At 38.1% G+C, this 23,586-nt stretch carries 21 protein-coding genes; 16 read left to right on the top strand and 5 right to left on the bottom strand.

The window, feature by feature from the left end; all coding sequences use genetic code 11:
• Positions 1-132: 132 nt before the first annotated feature.
• A complete protein-coding gene (locus tag QE177_RS11895; protein WP_280549896.1) occupies positions 133-1,134 on the top strand; it encodes an agmatine deiminase family protein in 1,002 nt (333 codons plus the stop codon).
• 38 nt (positions 1,135-1,172) lie between these two features.
• Here the strand turns inward: QE177_RS11895 and QE177_RS11890 are convergent, their stop codons facing one another.
• Complete coding sequence (locus tag QE177_RS11890) at positions 1,173-2,861, bottom strand: hypothetical protein (protein ID WP_280549894.1); 1,689 nt, start codon at positions 2,859-2,861, stop codon at positions 1,173-1,175.
• A 555-nt stretch (positions 2,862-3,416) separates the two neighbouring features.
• On the opposite strand from QE177_RS11890, the gene QE177_RS11885 reads away from it, so the two are divergent.
• From QE177_RS11885 to QE177_RS11875, 3 genes are all read left to right on the top strand, one after another.
• Positions 3,417-4,763: an NCS2 family permease gene (locus QE177_RS11885; protein ID WP_280549892.1), complete on the top strand. Its 1,347-nt coding sequence runs from the start codon at positions 3,417-3,419 to the stop codon at positions 4,761-4,763.
• Between the two features lie 243 nt (positions 4,764-5,006).
• Positions 5,007-6,656: a Na+/H+ antiporter gene (locus QE177_RS11880; RefSeq protein ID WP_280549890.1), complete on the top strand. Its 1,650-nt coding sequence runs from the start codon at positions 5,007-5,009 to the stop codon at positions 6,654-6,656.
• An 18-nt stretch (positions 6,657-6,674) separates the two neighbouring features.
• The gene (locus QE177_RS11875) at positions 6,675-7,544 is read left to right on the top strand and encodes a carboxylate/amino acid/amine transporter (RefSeq protein WP_280549888.1); all 870 of its coding nucleotides are present in this window, start codon (positions 6,675-6,677) and stop codon (positions 7,542-7,544) included.
• A gap of 88 nt (positions 7,545-7,632) precedes the next feature.
• Here QE177_RS11875 and QE177_RS11870 read toward each other — a convergent pair whose 3' ends face one another.
• On the bottom strand, positions 7,633-8,025 hold the full coding sequence (locus QE177_RS11870) for a YidB family protein (protein WP_026822920.1): 393 nt from the start codon (positions 8,023-8,025) through the stop codon (positions 7,633-7,635).
• A 351-nt stretch (positions 8,026-8,376) separates the two neighbouring features.
• Here QE177_RS11870 and udp point away from each other — a divergent pair, with 351 nt between their 5' ends.
• The 9 genes from udp (at position 8,377) to tatC (ending at position 16,348) form a co-directional block, all read left to right on the top strand.
• Positions 8,377-9,135, top strand: a complete 759-nt coding sequence (gene udp / locus QE177_RS11865) for a uridine phosphorylase (RefSeq protein ID WP_280549886.1) — start codon at positions 8,377-8,379, stop codon at positions 9,133-9,135.
• 380 nt (positions 9,136-9,515) lie between these two features.
• Positions 9,516-10,046: a DedA family protein gene (locus tag QE177_RS11860; protein ID WP_280549884.1), complete on the top strand. Its 531-nt coding sequence runs from the start codon at positions 9,516-9,518 to the stop codon at positions 10,044-10,046.
• Positions 10,047-10,170: 124 nt separating this feature from the next.
• Positions 10,171-11,508 carry a DNA recombination protein RmuC gene (rmuC, locus tag QE177_RS11855; RefSeq protein ID WP_280549882.1) on the top strand — a complete coding sequence of 446 codons (1,338 nt, stop codon included), beginning with the start codon at positions 10,171-10,173 and terminating at the stop codon, positions 11,506-11,508.
• 87 nt (positions 11,509-11,595) lie between these two features.
• Positions 11,596-12,351 carry a bifunctional demethylmenaquinone methyltransferase/2-methoxy-6-polyprenyl-1,4-benzoquinol methylase UbiE gene (gene ubiE / locus QE177_RS11850; RefSeq protein WP_280549880.1) on the top strand — a complete coding sequence of 252 codons (756 nt, stop codon included), beginning with the start codon at positions 11,596-11,598 and terminating at the stop codon, positions 12,349-12,351.
• A gap of 16 nt (positions 12,352-12,367) precedes the next feature.
• Entirely contained in the window at positions 12,368-13,012 is a 645-nt protein-coding gene (locus QE177_RS11845; protein ID WP_280549878.1) for an SCP2 sterol-binding domain-containing protein, read from the top strand.
• Positions 12,993-14,630, top strand: coding sequence for a ubiquinone biosynthesis regulatory protein kinase UbiB (gene ubiB, locus QE177_RS11840; RefSeq protein ID WP_280549876.1), 1,638 nt, complete (start codon positions 12,993-12,995; stop codon positions 14,628-14,630). The genes QE177_RS11845 and ubiB overlap by 20 nt, the downstream gene beginning before the upstream one ends.
• 110 nt (positions 14,631-14,740) lie before the next feature.
• Positions 14,741-15,034 (top strand): twin-arginine translocase TatA/TatE family subunit, encoded by a 294-nt coding sequence (gene tatA / locus QE177_RS11835; protein ID WP_280549874.1) that lies wholly within the window; start codon positions 14,741-14,743, stop codon positions 15,032-15,034.
• A gap of 9 nt (positions 15,035-15,043) precedes the next feature.
• Positions 15,044-15,580 (top strand): Sec-independent protein translocase protein TatB, encoded by a 537-nt coding sequence (gene tatB, locus QE177_RS11830; RefSeq protein WP_280549872.1) that lies wholly within the window; start codon positions 15,044-15,046, stop codon positions 15,578-15,580.
• A gap of 3 nt (positions 15,581-15,583) precedes the next feature.
• Entirely contained in the window at positions 15,584-16,348 is a 765-nt protein-coding gene (gene tatC / locus QE177_RS11825; RefSeq protein ID WP_280549870.1) for a Sec-independent protein translocase subunit TatC, read from the top strand.
• Between the two features lie 47 nt (positions 16,349-16,395).
• On the opposite strand, the gene rfaH is transcribed toward tatC, so the two are convergent.
• Positions 16,396-16,869, bottom strand: coding sequence for a transcription/translation regulatory transformer protein RfaH (rfaH, locus tag QE177_RS11820; protein WP_280549868.1), 474 nt, complete (start codon positions 16,867-16,869; stop codon positions 16,396-16,398).
• A gap of 138 nt (positions 16,870-17,007) precedes the next feature.
• On the opposite strand from rfaH, the gene pepE reads away from it, so the two are divergent.
• The 3 genes from pepE to fre all read left to right on the top strand — a co-directional run bounded on the left by pepE (position 17,008) and on the right by fre (position 20,025).
• A complete protein-coding gene (gene pepE / locus QE177_RS11815) occupies positions 17,008-17,733 on the top strand; it encodes a dipeptidase PepE (protein ID WP_280549866.1) in 726 nt (241 codons plus the stop codon).
• A gap of 107 nt (positions 17,734-17,840) precedes the next feature.
• Positions 17,841-19,313 carry a 4-hydroxy-3-polyprenylbenzoate decarboxylase gene (gene ubiD / locus QE177_RS11810; protein ID WP_280549864.1) on the top strand — a complete coding sequence of 491 codons (1,473 nt, stop codon included), beginning with the start codon at positions 17,841-17,843 and terminating at the stop codon, positions 19,311-19,313.
• A 10-nt stretch (positions 19,314-19,323) separates the two neighbouring features.
• Complete coding sequence (gene fre, locus QE177_RS11805; protein ID WP_280549863.1) at positions 19,324-20,025, top strand: NAD(P)H-flavin reductase; 702 nt, start codon at positions 19,324-19,326, stop codon at positions 20,023-20,025.
• Between the two features lie 75 nt (positions 20,026-20,100).
• Here the strand turns inward: fre and fadA are convergent, their stop codons facing one another.
• Both fadA and fadB read right to left on the bottom strand, forming a co-directional pair.
• Positions 20,101-21,273, bottom strand: coding sequence for an acetyl-CoA C-acyltransferase FadA (gene fadA, locus QE177_RS11800; protein WP_280549861.1), 1,173 nt, complete (start codon positions 21,271-21,273; stop codon positions 20,101-20,103).
• A 19-nt stretch (positions 21,274-21,292) separates the two neighbouring features.
• Positions 21,293-23,479 carry a fatty acid oxidation complex subunit alpha FadB gene (fadB, locus tag QE177_RS11795; RefSeq protein ID WP_280549859.1) on the bottom strand — a complete coding sequence of 729 codons (2,187 nt, stop codon included), beginning with the start codon at positions 23,477-23,479 and terminating at the stop codon, positions 21,293-21,295.
• Positions 23,480-23,586: the final 107 nt, after the last annotated feature.

Raw genomic sequence — 23,586 nt, 5'->3', positions numbered from 1 at the left:
AATAATTTTTAGACCGATTACTCTATCTACTTTTAAGCCAGAAATAAAGGGCTTTTCGCTGATTAATCTTAAACAACAGTGAATTTTAGCTATTTGCTTGCTTGTTAAATTATTTTAGTAGGATAGGTGAAAATGTATTACTTTCCGCACGAATCGCAGGCACATACTTGCACCTGGATGTCATTTGGTATGTCTGCAACCATTTGGCCAAAACACTTAATTACCAGCCTACAGCAGAATTTAGCGGATATTGCCTTAGCGATTGCACAATTTGAACCGGTTAATTTATTGGTCACGCCTGAAAATTCTCCCGTTGCTTGGAATTTACTCGGCAGTGCGGTGAATTATATTGAAGTGCCTCTTAATGATATTTGGATCAGGGATAGCGGTGCTAATTTTGTGTTGGATAAAAGCTCAGGGCAATTGGTGGCTATTGATTTTAATTTTAATGGTTGGGGCAACAAACAGCGGCATAATTTTGATCGTCATGTAGCCAAAATTATGGCGGACTACACAAAAAGCCAACTAATTAAAGCAAATATTAACATTGAAGGTGGCAGTATTGAAGTTAATGGTTCGGGAGTCGGGATATTTACCGAAAGCTCGATCTTAAATAGAGCTCGTAATCCTAATTACACACGCCAGAACATAGAAGAAAAGTTAAAAACCTATTTAGGATTGACGGACATTATTTGGCTAAAAGGTATTAAAGGTTATGATATTACCGATGGCCATATCGATTTTTATGCTCGTTTTATTGATGATAACGGTATTATTATTAGTTTGGAAAACGATACCTATTCTTTTGATTATCGAGTTACCAGAGAGCATCAAAACAGCTTAATAGCGATGAATAAAATTAAAGATATAACTATATTAAATACGCCGCAAAATGTCAGAGTTAACCGTCAGCGTTATCCTGAATTTGCTGCCAGTTATGTTAACTATTATCTCTGTCAACAGGCAGTGATAATACCAGAATTTGGTGATCAAAAGGCAGATAAAGTCGCTGTAGAAATATTAACGGACTGTTTTCCCAACCGTAAAATTGTCACTGTTAATATTGATACCATCGCTATCGGCGGGGGTGGTATTCATTGTGTGACTCAACAACAACCGAAAACCGCTATGTGATCCATAGCGGTTCTCCATCATAACCATTACTGGCGTAGTTAACGCTCGATCTTCTTATACAGCACCAAATTCTCTTCTGTTTCATCGGGACGGTGGCCGATCCAGAATATTTCCATACCTGGTGGCGGTTCTCTAACCTCTTTGGAAAGATCGAGCATCCAACGGCAATTAGGCGGAGTTTCGTAGTAATATTGTGATTGATGTAAAATTCCGGTGTAGTAGTAAAGCATTGGCGCTTCGGATTCACCCACTTCATGGGAGACCATACAGTCGGTAGGGAGATATTCGCTGGCAATATGCTGTTTTAGATCGGCAAACACATTTTGATAACCTTTTGCATAATCTATCCAGCCAATAAAGAGTGAAAAGACTAATCCCCAGATAATAGTCAATCCTAAACACCATATTTGAGCCGCTTTTAAAGCCAGTTGGTTGGCTAAGAAACGTTTTTTAAATAGCCAGATTAACGTGATAGCTAACGCAAATAAAAAGGCTAACCAAGAAAAGTGAGGCTGATAGCCGCTTGGCAACCATTGACGAAAGATTGCTAGTAATTGGTGGTGTTCAGCGGATAAAGATAACCCATAGCCAATCCATATTAACGGGATAAGTAGGGAAAACAAAATTAGACTAAAGTAATAACCAATTTTATATATTAGTGAGGGTAATAGACAAAAACAGTGAGTCGCCAATAATGCCATCGGTGCAATAAAAGGTAATAAATATAATGCGCGACCAGAGGCTGAAATTTGTAATAAAATAACGCCTAATAATACAAAGCAAGTCGGTAAAAAAAACCTATTGTCCGTAAGATTTTTTATTGGTTGTTTTAAGATAAAAATAAAAGCTAAGATGCCTGATGGTAGGGCAAAAAGAAGTATTGCTTCAGGAATACGGAAGACTTTTGCTTTCGCGCCTAAATATTCAACTGAAAAACCCAAAAAACGGCCAATATTATTATCCCAAAACCAAACTTTAAACAGTTCAGGGTTATCACGAAAAAGCAAAATTGGCCAGGGTAAAATTAAACATAAAGATAGTAGCCCAGCAATAATTGCCAGAGAGTAATAGCGTTTATTGCGACAAGTTTTTAAACAAATCGGCGCTAGAATTAAACAGATCCAAATTAAGCAGGGAACAAAAACGCCCTTTGATAGCATAGTAATGACAGTACCGGCCGTTAACCAAAGGGTGGAAAAGAGACTGTTTTCCTGCTTAATGAGACCTAATAAGCCATATAAACCAATAATAGTGCCAGCGATCAATGCGGTATCGGTAAACATATCGTGGCTATGGCGTAATATACCCGGCGCTGATGCGAATAGCGCTAGTGCTATCCAGATGCGATGATCAGAAAAGCTGTCCGCAGAGAAGAAACGACGGGCTAAAAAAACAAAAAAGGATAAACTCAAGGCAGAAAAAAATACCGTGGCAGTTCTGGCTGCATCATGCATCGGTAACCAAGCGGAAAAAAGATGGACACCAATGGTTGCAACCCAATAATAGAGCGGGGGTTTTTCCATGAACGGTTGGCCAGCATTTGTTGGGATCAGCCAATTACCTGTTTCATACATGGTTTGTATAATACCAAAACTATAATTTTCATCTTGCTTCCAGGGATTGTGTCCAAAGATACCTGGCAGCAGGTAAATTAACAGAAATAGTAAGAAACCGAATAGTGTTTTTATATCTGTTTTAGATAAAGAGTTGTTATTTATTATTGCCATGAAATTAAATTAGTTTAATTAAAATAAATATTGTTGTCATTAAGTCCAGCAATGACTTATGTTTATAACATACTAAAATGGTTTACATAATATAATAATCATCAATAAATTATATTAGCATAAATGTTAATAACATTGTTGGTTTAAAAATGGTAGCAGTTACTCATGTAGGAAATAAAAATAGATATTTTACATTTAATTAATATTTGAAAGAAATTATCAGATCAAACAGTCAGTTTATGGGGGAATTTATTTGCCTGGCAAAATAATATCATTATTTTATCGTGTGATAGAGTGCTACTTTTGGCTGGTATAACATAAAAAATAAATAGAAAATCTTCTTGTTTTTCATAACGATAAAATGATGATAATCATTTTTATAGTGAAAAACGCTTGATTATTTCCTTAGGATCACCAGATAATTGCGTCTTTAAAATTTCTTTTTTCTTTTTATGAAGCCAAACGATTGCGTATAATTGAAATGGTTTATTTTTTGACGCAATCGTTTTCTTCTATAGCTGAAAGTTACCTTGAATATCTAAACAGAGGATCAACATGTCTGTTAGGCAAACTCCTTCGAATTGCAAACTAAATTATTTTTTTAAAATACAGCAACGAGGCTCGACAATTCGTCGCGAGATTATTGCAGGGCTGACCACATTTTTAGCCATGGTCTACTCTGTTATTGTCGTACCAGGTATGCTAGGTCAAGCTGGTTTTCCACCCACGGCAATTTTTATTGCTACCTGCCTGGTAGCAGGATTTGGCTCATTATTAATGGGCTTATGGGCTAATTTACCGATGGCCATCGGTTGTGCTATTTCATTAACCGCATTTACCGCATTTAGCCTGGTTCTTAGTCAGCAAGTAAGCATTCCTGTTGCTTTAGGTGCCGTTTTTTTGATGGGATGTTTATTTACTTTTATTTCCATTACAGGTGTTCGTAGCTTTATTCTACGCAGTATGCCGAAGGGAATTGCTCAAGGTACAGGAATTGGTATCGGGCTGTTTTTGCTATTGATAGCCGCTAATGGTATTGGTTTGGTGGTAAAAAATGAGCAGGCTGGTTTGCCGGTTGCGCTTGGGCAATTTACTTCTTTTCCTGTCATCATGTCGCTGATTGGCTTGGCCGTCATCTTTGGTTTGGAAAAAAGAAAAACGCCGGGTGGGGTATTAATCGTGATCATTGCGATTTCTATTATTGGCTTAATTTTTGATCCGCAAGTGAAATACCAAGGTTTGTTTAAATTGCCAACCTTGGGTGAAGACGGTTTATCGTTATTGTTTAGTATGGATATTGTTGGTGCGTTACAACCAGTTGTTTTACCTAGTTTATTTGCACTAGTTATGACAGCTATTTTTGATGCTACAGGGACGATCCGTGCTGTAGCGGGTCAAGCTAATCTGTTGGACAAAAATGGTCAAATTATTGATGGTGGTAAGGCGTTAACCGCCGATTCAGTTAGTAGTATTTTTGCTGGTATCATTGGTGCTTCACCGGCGGCAGTTTACATTGAATCGGCAGCCGGTACCGCTGCGGGTGGTAAAACCGGATTAACGGCGGTAGTGGTTGGCTTGCTGTTTTTGTTAATTTTATTTTTATCCCCCTTATCTTATTTAGTGCCGTCTTATGCGACAGCCCCAGCATTGATGTATGTTGGTTTATTAATGCTGAGTAATGTTGCCCAACTGGATTTTAATGACTTTATTGATGCCATCGCCGGTTTACTTTGTGCAGTATTCATTGTCTTAACCTGTAATATTGTCACTGGCATCATGATTGGCTTTGCTGGCTTAGTGATTGGCCGTGTTTGTGCCGGAGAGTGGCGTAAATTAAATATTGGTACCGTTCTGATCGCAATAATCTTAGTCGCTTTTTACATTAGTGGTTTAGCTATTTAAGTTTATAGACGTTGATGTTAATTTCTAAGTGAAATGGAATATAAAATTTACTGATACGATTAATCTTAAAGTCAAAAATATTGCCAATGATAGTTTGTTGTTAAGGATAGAATATGGCGAAATGTAGTCGTTTTGCGGTGGGCTAGTTCTTTTTTGATAGCATAGTCTTATTTTCTATTAATATCTGTTAAGCATAATAATACTTTGCTCGGCTTATAACTTAGACTTATCAGTAAGGATAATATGGAAATATTTTTTACCATCCTCATTTTGATTTTGATGGTTTCAGTGTCAGGCGTCATTACAAAAGTTATTCCGTTTCGTATACCGCTGCCGATTATGCAAATTGCGATAGGAGCATTGTTAGCATGGCCGCATTTTGGTTTGCATGTTGATTTTGATCCAGAGCTTTTTCTCGTTCTATTGATCCCGCCGTTATTATTTGTTGATGGTTGGAAAACCCCAACGCGTGAATTTTTTCAAAATGGACGTGAAATTTTTATCTTGGTGTTAGGCTTAGTTATAGTAACAGTAGTTGGAATAGGTTATGTGATCTATTGGCTGTTACCGAGCATCCCGCTTATTGCGGCTTTTGCTTTGGCAGCCGTTCTTTCGCCAACTGATGCAGTCGCACTCTCTTCGATTGTTGGTAGAGGTCGAATACCGAAGCGAATGATGAGTGTGTTAGAGGGGGAAGCACTAATGAATGATGCTTCCGGCTTGGTGGCACTAAAATTTGCTGTCGCCATTGCGATGGGAACCATGATCTTTACTGTGTCTGGTGTCACCCTTGAATTTTTTAAAGTAGCTGTGGGCGGTTTGTTGATCGGTATTGCAGTGACTTGGATTTATAGTAAATCACTACGCATTATGAGTCGATGGAGTGGTGATGATCCGGCAACTCAGATGATCTTAATGTTACTATTACCTTTTGCCGCATATCTTATCGCTGAGCATATTGGTTTTTCCGGTATTTTATCAGCCGTAGCTTCGGGTATGACAATCAGTAAAGCCGGTGTTATTCGTAATGCACCACTAGCGATGCGGTTAAGATCGGATAATGTCTGGTCGATGCTGGAATTTGTTTTTAATGGCTTAGTTTTTATCATGCTTGGCTTACAGTTACCAGGTATATGGGAAACCTCTGTTATTCAAGCCGAACTTGATCCCAGTGTTGAAACTTGGATGTTATTTGTCGCCGTTTTCATTATTTATACTGCTTTATTATTGTTAAGGTTTAGTTGGTTATGGTTGATGAAGCGTTTCAGTCGGCTGCTATTAAAAAAACGGCCGTTACAATTTGCTTCTTATACCTATCGTGAATTGTGGTTAGCTTCATTTGCTGGAGTACGTGGTGCGATCACCTTGGCAGGTGTTCTTTCCATACCGTTATTTCTTACCGATGGTACCCCTTTTCCAGCTCGTTATCAGTTAGTTTTTATTGCCGCAGGGGTGATCATGCTATCGATTTTTATTGGCGTGCTTGCTCTGCCGCTTTTACTGCATAATTTTAAAGTGGGTGACAAACTGGCAGATATTAATGAGATGCGGATGGCAAAAGCGGCGATGGCAGAAGTGGCTATTGTGAGCTTAAATAAAATGGAAGAGCGCCTTTCGGCCGATGCTCAAGAAGCGCTAGATCCTGAAGTTATTAGTGAAGTTGCTTCTCGCGTTACTGGCTATCTACGCCGTAGAACCGCGGGACAGGATGAGATGGAACATAATTTACTAATAGAAGATTTAGAGCGTCGTTTTCGTTTAACGGCATTACGCGCCGAGCGGGCAGAGTTATATCACTTACGTGCAACGAAAGAGATCAGCAATGAAACCATGCGAACGCTATTATTAGATCTTGATTTGATGGAAGCTTTATTGATTGATAAAGAACATTAATCTACTAAGAGACAAACCATGGGATTGCTAGTTATTACGACGCTGCTATGGGCAGCGTCTTTTAGTTTAATCGGTGAATATATAGCCGGCCAGGTTGATAGTTGGTTTGCCGTTTTAATTCGTGTTGCGCTAGCGGCGGTCGTTTTTTTACCTTTTCTACGCTGGCGTGGGTTGTCGTTGAAAATTATTTTACTTTATATGCTAGTGGGTGCTTTTCAGTTAGGCATTATGTATCTATTTGTTTTTCAAGCATATAACTATCTTACTGTAGTCGAATTTTTACTCTTTACCGTGTTAACGCCGCTTTATATAACGTTATTTTATGATCTATTGGAAAGGCAGCATCTACGCTGGGGATATTTGTTTAGTGCAATATTGGCGGTGATTGGTGCTGCTATCATTCGCTATGATCATTTGAGTGGATCTTTTTGGCTAGGTTTACTTTATGTCCAGTTGGCGAATATTTCCTTTGCTATTGGCCAAGTTGGTTACAAAAGAATGATGGAGATTTATCCAATCCCACAGCGGCAAGCCTTTTCATGGTTCTATATCGGCGCCTGTACGGTGGCATTACTCGGTTGGATGATATTTGGTGATGTGAGTAAATTACCCATTACAAAAATACAGTGGGGAGTTTTAATTTGGTTGGGAGTGGGCGCTTCCGGTATTGGCTATTTTATGTGGAATTATGGCGCGACACAGGTTGATGCTGGCACGTTGGCCATTATGAATAATATGTTGGTGCCAGCTGGATTATTGGTCAATTTTGTTGTTTGGCAGCAGCATCCCGATTGGCTTAGCTTTATTTTAGGTAGCAGTTTACTATTGTTATCACTTTGGGTGCATCGACATTGGCTCAATCGATCGACTTTGCGCAAGGTAGATTGAGCGCCAACGTTTGGATCCAGCCAGTAGGAAATTGGCGCCAGTAACTTAAACGAAATATGCCCATCTTAACAGCGATGGGCAATGATGATTAACCACCAAAAAATTTATCTTTTAGTAATTTCATACCAATTGACGTTAAATCTAATTTTTCTGGTATTTTGCCATCTGGGGTTGCAGTATTAACTAATTTAGGCAAGTACTCTGCAATTAAGGCAGAAGTTTGTTCTGAATTTAAACCGACTTTACTCGCTAGACCAGAAATATTACTTGCGCCAAATATTGAGCTAATTTGCTCCATACTTACGGGTAAATTTTCACCTGAGCCTATCCAGGATTGAATAATTCCACCAAATCCTTGTTGTTCAAATTTATCAATTAAGCCACGTATGCCACCTTGTGTTTCAATCCAGCTTAAAATATTTTTATATTGATTAAATTTTTCACCACCAACCATACTGGTAAGTTGATCTAAAAAACCCATGATAACCCCCTTGCAGATAAAAATTGGTTAAACGATTCGTATCTTCCAACCTTTAAATTCAACAAGGTTAGAAATTATTAAAATATTTGCTAGTCATACGTTAATAATAGTGAGTGATAAGCTAAAAATACAATAAAAGCCTAAAAAGATTTACCGAATCCTTTTAATTAATCAAGTGATTTTTACTTATTAAAAATACGATATGATCAAACGAGCATAAATAATTTGATCATATTTTTGTGCAAAAGCAGCTTTTCATTTTTATTTTAAATGATCCCCATCATTAAAAAGTGATCATTTTATTATTAGATTAATGGATTAAATAAATTAAAAATACAATATGGTGTAATTATGTCTGATGTTTTTCATTTGGGACTAACTAAAAATGATTTACAAGGTGCAACAATTGCGATTGTGCCTGGCGATCCAAATCGGGTAGAAAAAATTGCCAAATTAATGGATAACCCGGTATATCTGGCTTCGTTACGTGAATTTACTTCCTGGCGTGCTGAACTTAATGGTAAACCAATTATTATTTGTTCCACCGGCATTGGCGGCCCTTCGACTTCTATTGCTGTTGAAGAATTGGCACAATTAGGAATACGTACTTTTCTTCGTATCGGTACTACCGGCGCCATACAAAAAAATATCAATGTCGGTGATGTACTCATTACAACTGGCGCGGTACGTCTAGATGGTGCCAGCTTACATTTTGCGCCTTTAGAATATCCTGCAATAGCTGATTTTAGTTGTACCAATGCGCTATATGAAGCTGCTAAAGCAGCGGGGATCACAACCCATGTTGGTATTACCGCTTCTTCGGATACCTTTTATCCTGGTCAGGAGCGTTACGATACTTATAGTGGCCGGGTTGTTCGTCGTTTTCGTGGATCGATGGAAGAATGGCAAAAGATGGGAGTGATTAATTATGAAATGGAATCAGCCACCTTACTGACTATGTGTTCTAGCCAGGGATTATCAGCAGGTATGATAGCCGGTGTGATTGTTAACCGTACCCAACAAGAAACGCCAGATGAAACATTATTACGCCAAACTGAAGGGAATGTTTTAGGGATTGTTGTTGATGCAGCTCGCCGGTTATTAAATTAAAAAATGCTACATGCTTAGCTAATTTATTCGATAAAACGGGTATAACTGTTTGTTATTTTTATAAAATAGCGATAAATTTATTTTATTATATCTTTTTTATTTAATCGCGGTTTTTTTATTTTCCTTAAGTAATATTCGTTTTATTTTTTATTATCGAAGGTATTCAATAATCTCTATTTTGATCAACTAACGGCTAATTTTCTTATTTCGTCTTTTTAGTGAATCAATTAAGGTTAACTGCCGGATAATAGCATAAAATTAAATAACTTAAATTTATCATTTTATAAGTTGAACTTATCGTATTATATATTTTAAACTGACAATAATTTACATTATTGACGACATAATAACGAAAATTTAACTGTAATAGGAATAATAAGTTGACATTGTCTGAAATTATTAATGTTATTACCGAATTTGCTCGCAACCATCGAATATTAGCTATCTTTATTGTTTTTATATTAGCTTTTGGCGAATCGTTAGCCTTTATTTCCTTATTATTACCTGCCACAGTAATTTTGCTTGGTTTAGGCGCATTAATTGGTGATAATGGGCTCGCTTTTTTACCTATATGGTTAGCTGCCGCTAGTGGTGCTTTTTTGGGTGATTGGTTGTCTTATTGGTTTGGTTTTCATTATAAGAACAGTGTAAGCCATATGTGGCCAATTTCTCGTCGTCCTCAAGTGCTTGATCGGGGTCATCGTTTTTTTGACCGTTGGGGAGTATGGAGTGTTTTTCTTGGCCGTTTTTTGGGCCCCTTAAGGGCGGTTATCCCCTTAGTAGCAGGTATTTGTGCAATGCCTAAACATTATTTTCAGCTGGCTAATTTACTTTCTGCCATGATCTGGGCATTTGCTATTTTAACGCCAGGGGCATTTGGTTTATCTTGGCTTGCTCAGTGGATGGGGTAAAACAGTCGTTAAATTTCAGCCTAGTGCTGTTTGTTGACCAAGGTAAGTAAAGTTTATTCTGGACATTTATACAGTATACCACTAAGTTACTTTATAAAATAAAGACTATTTTAAGGAAACCCAGGTGGATATTCAGTTATTATATGCAATTATTGGATTTCTTACCGGAACACTCTTTGGTGGTAGTTTAATCTGGCTACTTATTGCGCAAAAGATGAATAAAAAAGAGTCGGAATTGCGTGACTTTTATAGTATTCAGGCTAGCTATGAAGAAAAAATTGCCCACCTCGAATATTGGAAAATTGAGTGTCAGCACCGTGACCAAGAATTAAGGTCACAAAGGGAAATTAATCGTAATCAAGAAGTTGAACTACGTGAAGTGATGACACGGCTTGAAGAAACACGACTGGCTTTTGAAGAGAAGCAGCGGCTATTACTAAATAGTGAGCAACGGTTAAATGTTCAATTTGAGAATTTAGCCAATCGTATTTTTGAACAAAATGAGCGTCGCGCTTCTGAGCAGAACCGTCAGAGTTTAATTGCATTATTAACACCTTTCCGTGAACAATTGGATGGTTTTCGCCGTCAGGTACATGAGAGTTTTAGTCAGGAAGCGCGTGAGCGTCATACCTTAGCTCATGAAATTCGTCAGCTTCAGCAGTTAAATGCAGAGATGGCAAAAGAAACGATTAATTTGACTAAAGCGTTAAAAGGGGATAATAAAATTCAGGGAAATTGGGGTGAGACAATTCTTTCTCGCATATTGGAGGCTTCTGGGCTAAGGCAGGGGCATGAGTTTGAAACTCAAGTCAGTATCAATACCTCCAATAGTCGTTATCAGCCGGATGTGATTATTCGTCTACCACAAGGTAAAGATGTTGTAATCGACGCTAAAATGTCACTGACAGCTTATGAGCACTATTTTAATAGTGAAGATGAGCAGCAAAGAGCTACGGCATTGCGGGGGCATGTTAATTCTGTACGTAACCATATAAAAGAGCTTGGACGAAAAGATTATCATCAATTAAATGGATTAAGATCGCTAGATTATGTACTAATGTTTATTCCACTTGAACCCGCTTATTTGATTGCTTTACGTGAAGCGCCTGAACTTATTGACGAAGGGTTGCGAAATAACATTTTACTCGTTTGCCCTTCAACCTTATTGGTGGCAGTACGCACTATTAATAATTTGTGGCGCTATGAACGCCAGAGTCAAAATGCACAAGTTATTGCCGAGCGTGCCGCTAGAATGTATGACAAAATGCGGTTATTTGTTGATGATATACAGGTTTTAGGTCAGAGTTTGAGCAAAGCACAGCTGAATTATCAATCGGCAATCAAAAAATTAGCGGAAGGAAAAGGTAATTTGATTAGTCAGGCGGAAAGTTTAAAAGAATTGGGAATAGAAGTGAAACGTCCGATTGATACTGAATTTAGCAAACAGACCGCTAAATCATAATTAACAAAAATCGGTAGATCATAAATAAGATCTTGCGATAAACATGATTACACTTTCGATTATTTTAATGATTAAATGAGCGTAAATATGGTAGATCCAATTAAAGAAACCACTGATTTTGGCTTTCGTAAAGTAGCCAAGGATGAAAAAGCGAATTTGGTTGCTGCTGTTTTTCATTCGGTGGCCGCGAAATATGATCTTATGAACGATCTTATGTCATTAGGGATCCACCGAATCTGGAAACGTTTTACAATAGAAGCCAGTGGCGCGCGCCGTGGGCAATATATTTTAGATCTGGCGGGTGGCACTGGCGACTTGACAGCTAAATTTGCCAAAATAGTTGGCGAAAAAGGTGAGGTTGTTCTGGCTGATATCAATGATTCTATGCTGAAAATGGGGCGCGAAAAGCTCCGCGATCGGGGGATTGTTGGTAATGTTAATTATGTCCAGGCTAATGCTGAAGAGTTACCTTTTCCTGATAACTACTTCGATTGTATAAGTATTTCTTTTGGTCTGCGCAATGTTACTGATAAAGATAAAGCACTAAAATCAATGTTTAGGGTATTAAAACCCGGTGGTCGTTTATTAGTATTAGAGTTTTCAAAACCCATTTTACCCTTATTAACTAAAGCTTATGATGCCTACTCTTTTCATATTTTGCCGCGCGTTGGTCAAATGATAGTCAATGATGCCGATAGCTATCGTTATCTTGCTGAATCTATTCGTATGCATCCTGATCAGGACACGTTAAAAACAATGATGGAGTTAGTTGGTTTTGAACAAGTTTCCTATACCAATATGACTGGTGGAATTGTTGCCCTACATAGAGGGTTCAAATTTTAAAATGGCTACCTCGTTAATGAAAAGCGATTCAACAGTACCTGTATTACATGCCACAGCAGCTTCCCTTTTACAGCATATGTTGAATAAATTTTTCTATCAGGAAGTGGCATTGAAATCAGCTAGAGTAAGGTTAGTTGGCAAAGTGCTAGCGATTAATTTAAAAGAATTATCTCAACCATTAATACTTATCTTCTCCGAGCAAAGAGTTGATGTCGTAAATCAGTGGCCTACAGCGGCAGATTGTGTGATAAAAACTGCGTTAGTAACGCTAGTGCAGCTTAAAGATAAACAACAACTTTCAACGCTTATCAAAGATGGCAGGATTGTTATCGAAGGGGATATGCAAATTGTACAACATTGGTCGGCTTTACTTGATGCTGCACAATGGGATCCCGCTCATTATCTTGCTCCTTATGTCGGTGATGTCGTTGCCGAAGGGATGAGCCGCTGGGTTAAAAAAGGTTTAATTGGCATAAATAAGTTGTTAAATCAACAAAAAAATCATTTTAAAGATGTATTGGTGGAAGAATGGCGAATGTCTCCTAATACATTGGAAGTGCTAAGTTTTGCTGATAAGGTTGAGAAGGTGGCAGCGGATATTGCAAAACTGGAACAGCGTTTGGCTAAATTGGAGGAAAAATATGAGACCGGGAGAAATTAAACGGCTCTATTTTATCGTTCGAGTATTTCTAAATTATGGTTTAGATGAACTCATTCCCAAAATTAAATTTACTTTACCATTAAGGGTTGGACGCCATTGTCTATTTTGGTTATCAAATAAGCATAAAGACAAAGCCCTTGGTGAACGTTTACGTCTAGCTTTACAAGATTTAGGCCCGGTTTGGATTAAATTTGGTCAGATGCTATCTACTCGTCGCGATCTTTTTCCCACTATAATTTCTGACCAGTTAGCATTATTGCAAGATAAAGTTGCTAGTTTTGATGGCCAATTGGCTCGTCAATACATTGAACAGTCATTAGGTGGCTCTCTTGAAACCTGGTTCGATGATTTTGATGAGGTGCCCTTAGCCTCGGCCTCAATTGCCCAAGTACATACGGCAAAATTAAAACAAAATAATAAACAAATCGTAATTAAAGTTATTCGCCCAGATATACTGCCTATTATTAAAGCCGATATAAACTTGATGTATCGGCTGGCTAATTGGATTCCACTGTTACCAGATGGACGGCGTTTACGTCCGCGGGAAGTCGTTCGAGAGTATGAAAAAACATTAATTGATGAATTAAATTTGTTGCGTGAGGCAGCAAATGCGATCCAATTAAGGCGTAATTTTGAAAATAGTTCCATGCTTTATATTCCCGAAGTCTATTCAGACTACTGTCGGGAGAATGTGATGGTTATGGAGCGTATTTATGGTATTCCTGTTTCTGATATTGACGCGTTAAAGAAGCAAGGAATTAATATGAAGTTATTAGCTGAGCGTGGGGTAAAAGTCTTTTTTACCCAAGTTTTTCGCGATAGTTTTTTTCATGCTGATATGCATCCTGGCAATATATTTATTAGTCGAGAGCATCCTGAAGATCCACAATATATCGGTATTGATTGTGGTATCGTCGGTTCATTAAATAAAGAAGATAAACGTTATTTGGCAGAGAATTTTATTGCCTTTTTTAATCGTGACTACCGTAAGGTAGCTGAATTACATGTCGATTCGGGCTGGGTACCGCCCGATACAAATGTAGAAGATTTTGAATTTGCCATTCGAACAGTGTGTGAGCCAATTTTTGAGAAACCGTTGGCAGAAATTTCTTTTGGTCATGTTTTATTCAATTTATTCAATACCGCACGTCGTTTTAATATGGAGGTTCAGCCTCAATTAGTATTACTGCAAAAAACCTTGCTCTATATTGAAGGTTTGGGGAGGCAGCTTTATCCACAACTAGATTTGTGGAAGACAGCTAAACCTTTTCTTGAAGATTGGCTACATCGACAAATGGGGTTCGCGGCGATTATTAGTGCGTTTAAGGAAAAAGCACCCTATTGGGCAGAAAAAATGCCAGAAATTCCCGATCTTATTTATGGAGCACTTAAGCAACATAAATATTTACAAGATAGTATTGATAAATTTGCTGTCCAGTTACAAGGGCAGCAAGTAAAGCAAAGACAAGGCCAATATTTACTAGGAATTGGCGCAACTTGCTTATTATGTGGTACTTTATTGCAAATTTTCGATTCAAAAATTGCGGCCATTGGGTTTATCTTTTTCGGTATAATTTCATGGGGTATAGGATGGTATCGAACAGGTAAAATTGGCTAAAATTTGTCCTTAAACAAATTTATCTTAGAATCAGTATGTATCTTACATAAAATTAGTTGTATATAATGGAATCATACATAGTTGAACCTAATTTCGTAGAGGTATAATCAATGGGAACAACAATTGCTATGGCTACATTTGGTAGTCCCGGTCAGCTTCTTATTATTGCTTTACTGGTTGTTTTAATTTTCGGTACCAAGAAGTTACGCTCACTCGGCTCAGATTTGGGGGAGTCATTAAAAAACTTCAAAAAAGCGATGAGTGATGATCATAGTAAAACTGATGATAGTAACAAAGCAGAAAAACAGCAGGCTGATGCTGATTTTGAAGCGAAAAATATTACTGAGAAAACAACCATAAGTCAGACAAAAGAAACGGCTGAAAATAAAAAAAATAAAGAGTAGGTATGAACCGTGCTTGATATTGGTTTTAGTGAACTGCTATTGGTTATGATTATTGGTCTGGTAGTTCTTGGTCCAGAGCGTTTACCGATAGCCGTTAAAACGGTTGCTGGTTGGATACGTGCGTTGCGCTCATTGGCAGCTAACGTTCAACATGAACTCTCGCAAGAATTAAAATTGCAGGAATTGCAGGAAACGTTGAAGAAGGCAGAAGAAAAAGCACAATTACAAACGCTTTCGCCGGAACTTAAGCAATCAATGGAAGAATTGCGCGAATCTACCGAGTTATTAAAGAAAAATTATCAATCATCGAGCAGTCGTATTGAAGAAGAATTGGCAAAAGTAAAAGCATTTACCAGTGATCTAGATGAAAATAGCACAGGTAAAATAGATGATGAAATACCTATAACCGCCAATAAACAACACAAACCAGCACAGACAGAGCAGTTGGTAACCGCGTCAGATAGTCCTACTAAAAATAAAAAAGCACTGAGCCCCCCTGCAGAGAAAGTAAAAAAGCACTCTGATCAAACTAACGGTGAAAATTAGTCTATGTCTATTGATGATCCTCAACCACTTATTAGCCATTTAATTGAATTACGTAGACGTATTCTGTATAGCTTATTTACTGTTGCAGTGGTTTTTCTTGCCCTGGTCTATTTTTCCAATGATATTTATCATTTGGTTGCTGCACCGTTGATTGAACAGCTGCCGGTTGGTTCTCGCATGAGTGCAACAGATGTGGCATCAACTTTTTTTACTCCGATTAAACTTACGTTTATGGTGGCAGTATTTATTTCTATTCCGGTTATCTTATATCAGTTATGGGCTTTTATCGCGCCAGCACTTTATAAGCACGAGCGGCGCTTAATGTTACCTTTACTGGTATCCAGTAGTGTACTTTTTTACTTAGGGATGCTTTTTGCCTATTTTGTTGTTTTTCCTTTAGCATTTGGTTTTTTTGTAAAAACTACACCAGAAAGTGTTAATTTTATTCCTGATATCAGCAAATATCTCAGCTTTGTCATGACACTTTTCATGGCATTTGGTGCGGCTTTTGAAGTTCCTGTTGCCATTATTCTACTTTGCTGGACAGGTGTTACAACCCCAGATTCCTTAAAACGTAAGCGCCCTTATATTATCGTAGGTGCTTTTATTGTAGGTATGTTTTTGACTCCACCAGATGTGTTTTCTCAGACACTATTGGCGGTACCAATGTATTTATTATTTGAATTGGGCTTGTTGTTATCACGATTCTATGTTGGTAAGGGACGCAAAGCGGCTGATGATAAAAATTCTGATCAAATCATAGAATAAAGTGCTATGTTCTTAATCACAATTAATTACTTTTCTTAAATTGTTTATTATCTATTATCTATTAGCTTAGCTATATTTTGGTTAAGAATATTAAGTAGAATAACTGAACGATTTTCACCGTCAGGTTCGGAGAAAATTGCTTTTAGGCCTTCAAAAATACCTTCAGTAATAATAACAGTATCACCTGAAACCGGTGTCTTTGCTGCAACAATTTCAGGTTTAGCGGCGGACTTTAACTCATTAATAATATTATCTGGTACGATCACAGGATAGAGGCCAAATCGAATAAAATGGCTAACACCTCTGGTTGAGCGTATCGTTGTGGTATGGATCTCTTCAGGATCAAACTTTACGAAAAGATAGTTGGGAAAAAGTGCTTCTGTGACGGTGATGCGCTTGCCGCGTACCATTTTTTCTATTTGAGCTTCTGGCGTTAAGCAGATAACATGCTGTCTTTTTAGATTTTTTATTGCTCGCTCTATTTGCCCACGCTTACAGTAAAGAAGATACCAATTTTCCATGTGATGGCTCAAAATAAAATTACACTTTATTACTATATCAAATTATAACTTATTATGTAGTAAAAACTAACAGCGTTAATTCTCTGTAATTTGGGTAACATAGTTTTACATGATGATTAAAATACAAGGTAAGGATAGATGGATATATTTCTTCTCAGTAATGGTCGACTAACCACCAGTTCTCAGTGGCTAAATTATGCTACAACACGATTACAAGAGATGTTTCAACGCCGACAGATCCGCAAAGCAGTATTAGTCCCTTATGCTGTTTTACGCGGTAATCATGATCAACGTGCATCGGAGCTTAGTCAATCATTAGGTATCGAAGTGGTTTCGATTGCACATTTTGAGTCGCCAGTAAAAGCGATTGAATCAGCAGAATGCATTTTAGTTAGTGGCGGCAATACCTGGTGGTTGAATAAATGCCTGCATGAAAATGGACTGATTGTGGCTATACAACGTGCTGTTTTTGAGCGCAATATTCCCTATATTGGCTGGAGTGCTGGCTGTAATGTCGCTACGCCTAGTATAAGAACAACCAATGATATGCCGGTATCTAATGCGGTTGTAATGCCCTCGTTGGGGTTATTCCCAATACAAATTAATCCGCATTATATAGATACTCGTATTAGTGGACATATGGGAGAAACTCGAGATGATCGTATTGCTGAGTTTTGTGTCATTAATCCCGATGAAATTGTTATAGCTTTACGTGAAGGCAGTGGCTTACAGATTAAAGATAAGGAACTACATTATTTTAGTGGCAAAAATGAAGGGTTTAAGATTTTTCAGTACAACCAACATTTTCCAGAACAATATAATACAAAAATATTAAAAAAATGGGTTCCTTATTGCTGTATCTAGGTTAATAGAAAAGAGTCTTAATCTTAACGAATTAAACCTTTATTGGTAACATGAATAGAACAATTTTATAATAAAGTTCCAGCAAATTAAAAAGTAGAAAATATATAATGAAATACCGTGATCTCAAAGATTTCATATCATTATTAGAACAAAAAAAAGAGCTGAAGCGAATCAGTCGTGAAGTCGATCCTTATTTAGAAATGACAGAAATAGCGGATAGAACTCTGCGAGCGGGTGGGCCGGCACTATTATTTGAAAACCCTAAGGGTTTTAGTATGCCAGTTCTGTGCAATTTGTTTGGTACCGTTGAACGCGTTGCGATGGGAATGGGTCAAGAAAATGTCCAAGCATTGCATGAAGTTGGCAAATTATTGGCTTTTCTTAAAGAACCGGATCCTCCGAAAGGATTCACTGATTTAATTGATAAACTACCAAAATTTAAACAGATCCTTAATATGCCAACTAAAAGACTAAAGTCGGCCACCTGCCAAGAACAGATTTGGCAAGGGGAAGATGTTGATCTGTTTCGTCTACCTATAATGCATTGTTGGCCAGAAGATGTTGCACCATTAATTACATGGGGATTAACGGTTACTCAGGGACCTTTTAAGGCGCGGCAAAATTTAGGTATTTATCGACAGCAACTATTAACTAAAAATAAGCTGATTATGCGTTGGTTATCTCATCGGGGTGGAGCATTGGATTTTCAAGAGTGGTGTAATAAATATCCAGCTACACCTTTTCCGGTAGCAGTGGCTTTAGGGGCTGATCCTGCCACAATTCTAGCTGCGGTGACACCTATTCCAGATACACTTTCCGAATATGCATTTGCTGGACTATTACGCGGACATCGTTCAGCGGTGGTAAAATGTATTTCTAATGAGCTTGAAGTGCCGGCAGGGGCAGAAATTATTCTAGAAGGTTATATTGATCCTGCAGAATTTGCACCTGAAGGGCCTTACGGAGATCATACTGGCTATTATAATGAAGTAGATAAATTTCCAGTCTTTACCGTCACCCATATAACTCAACGTAGTGATGCTATTTATCATTCAACCTATACCGGTCGTCCTCCTGATGAACCTGCCATTTTAGGTGCTGCGCTAAATGAGGTTTTAGTTCCTATCTTACAAAAACAGTTTCCGGAAATTGTTGACTTTTATTTACCACCGGAGGGGTGCTCTTATCGACTTGCCGTAGTGACTATCAAGAAACAATATGCTGGACATGCTAAGCGCATTATGATGGGAGTTTGGTCTTATTTACGGCAATTTATGTATACAAAATTTGTTATTGTCTGTGATGAAGATATTAATGCTCGTGACTGGAATGATGTTATTTGGGCAATCACAACCAGGATGGATCCTGCACGAGATACCGTTATGATGGAAAATACCCCGATCGATTATCTTGATTTTGCGTCACCTATTTCAGGTTTAGGTTCAAAAATGGGACTTGATGCAACCAATAAATGGCCGGGTGAAACACAAAGAGAGTGGGGTCGTCCAATCGTTATGACAGAAAAAATAAAAAAACGGATAGATGAAATTTGGCATGAATTGGATATTTTAAAATTATGAGAGGATGTGAATGACGACATTAAGTTGTAAGGTGGTTTCTATAGAATCTATCACTGATACGGTCTATCGCGTTCGCTTATCACCGGAAGGTCAATTTTCCTTTCGTGCCGGTCAATATCTAATGGTCATTATGGATGAGCATGATAAACGCCCATTTTCTTTGGCTTCAATTCCTTCAGAAAAAAAACTCATTGAGCTCCATATTGGTGCGTCAGAGTTTAATCTTTATGCCATGGCGGTGATGGAACGTATATTTGCACAAAATAGTATTAATATTGATATTCCTCATGGTAAAGCTTGGTTTCGTGAGGGAAGTAAAAAACCAATAATTCTTATTGCCGGCGGAACAGGGTTTTCTTATACCCGCGCAATTTTATATGCTGCATTAGAAGAAAATCCTGACAGAGACATTACCTTCTATTGGGGCGGACGAAGGTTCGAACACCTATATGATTTAGGTGAATTGCAGTCTCTTTCAGAACAATATTGCAACATAAAAATTATTCCTGTTGTTGAACAACCTGAATTTGATTGGCGAGGACGAACAGGTACGGTTTTGAGTGCTGTGCTTGATGACTTTGGTTCTCTTACAAATTATGAAATTTACATTGCTGGGCGTTTTGAAATGGCAAAAATCGCTAGGGAACGTTTTTGTAGTGAAAGAGGCGTTAGCCCTGAATATCTTTATGGTGATGCGTTCGAATTTATTTAAATGAGATCACAAAACAAAAAAAACCGCCCTTCTGGGCGGGAAAATAGCAACAACATACAATAAAGCGTAGACCAGTTATTTAATCCGCTCAATAAGAGTAGCAATGCCTTGCCCAAAACCAATACACATAGTGGCTAAACCAAACTGAGCATCTTTCCGTTCCATAATATTTAGTAAAGAAGTAATGATCCGTGCACCCGAACATCCTAACGGGTGACCTAAAGCAATTGCTCCACCATGCAGGTTAACTTTTTCTTCCATCTTATCGATAAGGCGTAAATCTTTTAAACAAGCCAAAGCTTGGGCAGCAAAAGCTTCGTTAATTTCAAAAACATCTATATCTTGCAGCGTTAACTTAGCTCGTTTTAATGCCATTGTAGTTGCCGGGACAGGCCCATATCCCATAATGGCAGGGTCGCAACCAATAACGGACATGGATCGAATTTTAGCTCTTATTCTTAATTCTCGTGTTTTAGCATATTTTTCACTGGTAACGACTATGGCTGATGCCCCATCTGACAATGCTGAGGAATTTCCTGCTGTGATTGAGCCTGAAGTTGGATCAAAGACCGGCGGTAAAGCGGCTAGACTGGCTAAATTTGCATCAAATCGAATGACTTCATCTTGTTTGATAGCAACCAGGTTACCGTCAATATCATGGCCCACCGTTGCTACGATTTCATCATTAAACCATCCCTGTTTAGTTGCTTCAGCCGCTCTTTGGTGAGAACGTAAAGCAAATTCATCTTGTTCAACACGACTGATTTGGCACTGTCTGGCGAGCATCTCAGCGGTTAATCCCATTGAAGCCGAAGCGGTAGAAACATGAACAGCAATTTTACTATTGAGATCAATACCGTGCGTCATAGGAACATGTCCCATATGTTCGACACCACCAACAAGCACAACATTTGCATCACCTGACTTAATAAAGCGAGCAGCGTCATGTAATGCTTGCATGGAGGAACCGCACAGTCGATTAACCGTTACTGCAGGTACCGTATGAGGAATATCTGTTAATAGCGCCGCATTGCGAGCAATATTAAATCCTTGCTCCAAAGTTTGTTGTACACATCCCCAGATAATATCGTCAATATCATTTTTATTGCTGTTCAGGGCAGGATTACGGCTTAATAATTGCGTCATTAAATGGGCAGATAGTTCTTCTGCTCTGACCTGGCGAAAAGCGCCACCTTTGGAACGTCCCATTGGCGTGCGTATACTATCAATAATTACAATATTTTCCATGATCACAACCTTAAGCCTATTATTTGCTGTTAAAGGTGATTTTTTCTGGTGCAGGATAATAACTCGCTTGTTTTTCTGCTTTGGTTTTTAAACTAGCAGGAATGGCATATAAAGGGCCTAAATAGGCATATTTTTCAGCCAGTTCGATATAATTTTCGATACCGAGACTATCAAGATAGCAAATAGCACCGCCTCTGAATGGCGGAAAACCTAAGCCGTATACCAGAGCAATATCGGCTTCAGCAGGACTGGCGATAATATGTTCATCTAAGCAACGAACCACTTCATTAATCATCGGTATCATCATACGCATGATAATATCTTGCTCGGTGAATTGTTTGCTGCTAGCGCCAAATTTGCCTAATAAGTCGTTAATTTTAGGATCGCGTTGTTTCTGTATTTTTCCCCTTTTATCGCTAAAGTATTGATAAAAACCAACGCCATTTTTCTGGCCATAACGTTGATGATTGAATAGAACAGCAATAGCATCTTGCTCATTTTTTGTCATTCGAGCAGGAAAATTGTCCGCCATGACTTGTTGAGCATGTTGTACGGTATCAATACCAATAACATCTATTAAGTAAGCAGGTCCCATCGGCCAGCCAAATTGCCTTTCCATGATCTTATCGATTTGATAAAAATCAGCACCATCTTGTAATAGTAAATTAAAGCCAGACAAATAAGGGAACAGCACTCGATTAACAAAAAAACCTGGACAATCATTGACAACGATAGCCGTTTTACCCATTTTATTGGCATAGGCGGTTATCGTATCGATAGTTTTCGCGCTAGTTTTTTCGCCCTTGATAATTTCCACTAATGGCATGCGATGAACTGGATTGAAAAAATGCATGCCACAGAAATTTTCCGGCCGCTGCAAAACATTGGCTAATTTTGTGATAGGGATGGTTGAAGTATTTGAGGCTAGTAGGGTAGATTCATTTAATAATTTTTCTGTTTCCGCTAAAACGCTCGTTTTAACCTTTGGATCTTCAACCACCGCTTCGACAATAATTTGCGCATTTTCAATTCCGGCGTAATTGAGTGTTGGAGTAATTGAAGATAATATCTTTGCCATCTCCAACGCTGATATTTGCTTACGTTCAAACTGATTATTTAGCAATTTAGCGGCTTCATTCATACCTAATTGAAGAGATTTTTCACTAATATCTTTCATTATGATAGGCACACCCTTACGTGCTGATTGATAAGCGATACCGCCACCCATGATGCCGGCGCCAATAACAGCGGTTTTTATGGGAGTTTCAATTGATTGACTTCTCTGTTTAGCTAAATTTTTAACATATTGATCATTAAGAAAAACTCTAATTAAGGCATGAGCTTCAGGAGATTGAGTCAATGGAATGAAAGCTTCAGTTTCGAATAATAACGCTTCCTCACGCTCACAATTGGCTGCTTTTTTGATAGTTTCTAACGCTGTCAATGGTGCAGGGTAATGTGAACCTGCCGCTTTCATGACCAAACCTTTTGCGACATTGAAACTCATGGTTTGTTCTATTTTATTCAGTTTTAACGGTTGGATTTTTGGTTGACGTACTTGCCGCCAATCTAATTTGTTTGTAATGGCATTTTCTAGTAGTAAGAGTGCTGAATTTAGTAACTGTTCTTTGGCGACAATGGCGTTAATCAGGCCATTTTTTAAAGCAGTTGTGGCATCAATATCTTTTCCTGTAGTAATCATCTGTAGGGCGTTATCTAAACCGATTAAACGTGGTAGGCGTACTGAACCGCCAAATCCAGGCATAATCCCCAGTTTAACCTCCGGTAAACCAATTCTAAGATCGGGTGCAGCGATACGATAATCTGTTGCTAATGCGCATTCACAGCCTCCCCCTAAAGCATAACCATTAATAGCGGTTACTGTTGGAATGGGTAGATCTTCGATACGATTAAAGATACTGTTAGCAAAATTAAGCCATTGCTGAAGTTGTGACTTTGGCGCATTAAATAGTGATAGAAATTGTTTAATATCTGCCCCAACAATAAAAGTGGATTTTTGTGAAATCAAAATAAGCCCTTTTAATTGGCTCAAGGTATTTTTGTTTTCCAGAGAATCAATGGCTTGATTTAACGAGTTAATGGTTTCTATATCAAATTTATTAATGGCATTTGGTGAGTTAAAAATCAGTTTTGCGATACCGGGTTTTATCCAATCAACCTGAATAGTATTACTTTGATAGAGCATACTGTTCTCCTATGATTTCCGTCTGGTACGACCAGGTGTTAGCAGTGTGATTTTTTTGTTAAAAAAATGCAAATTAAGTATAAAAAATATGCTAGCTTGATCACAAC

Source organism: Arsenophonus sp. aPb, from assembly GCF_029873475.1.
Classification (GTDB): domain Bacteria; phylum Pseudomonadota; class Gammaproteobacteria; order Enterobacterales; family Enterobacteriaceae; genus Arsenophonus.
Note: the sequence above shows the minus strand (reverse complement) of the source record. Positions and strands in the feature narration are given on the sequence as shown.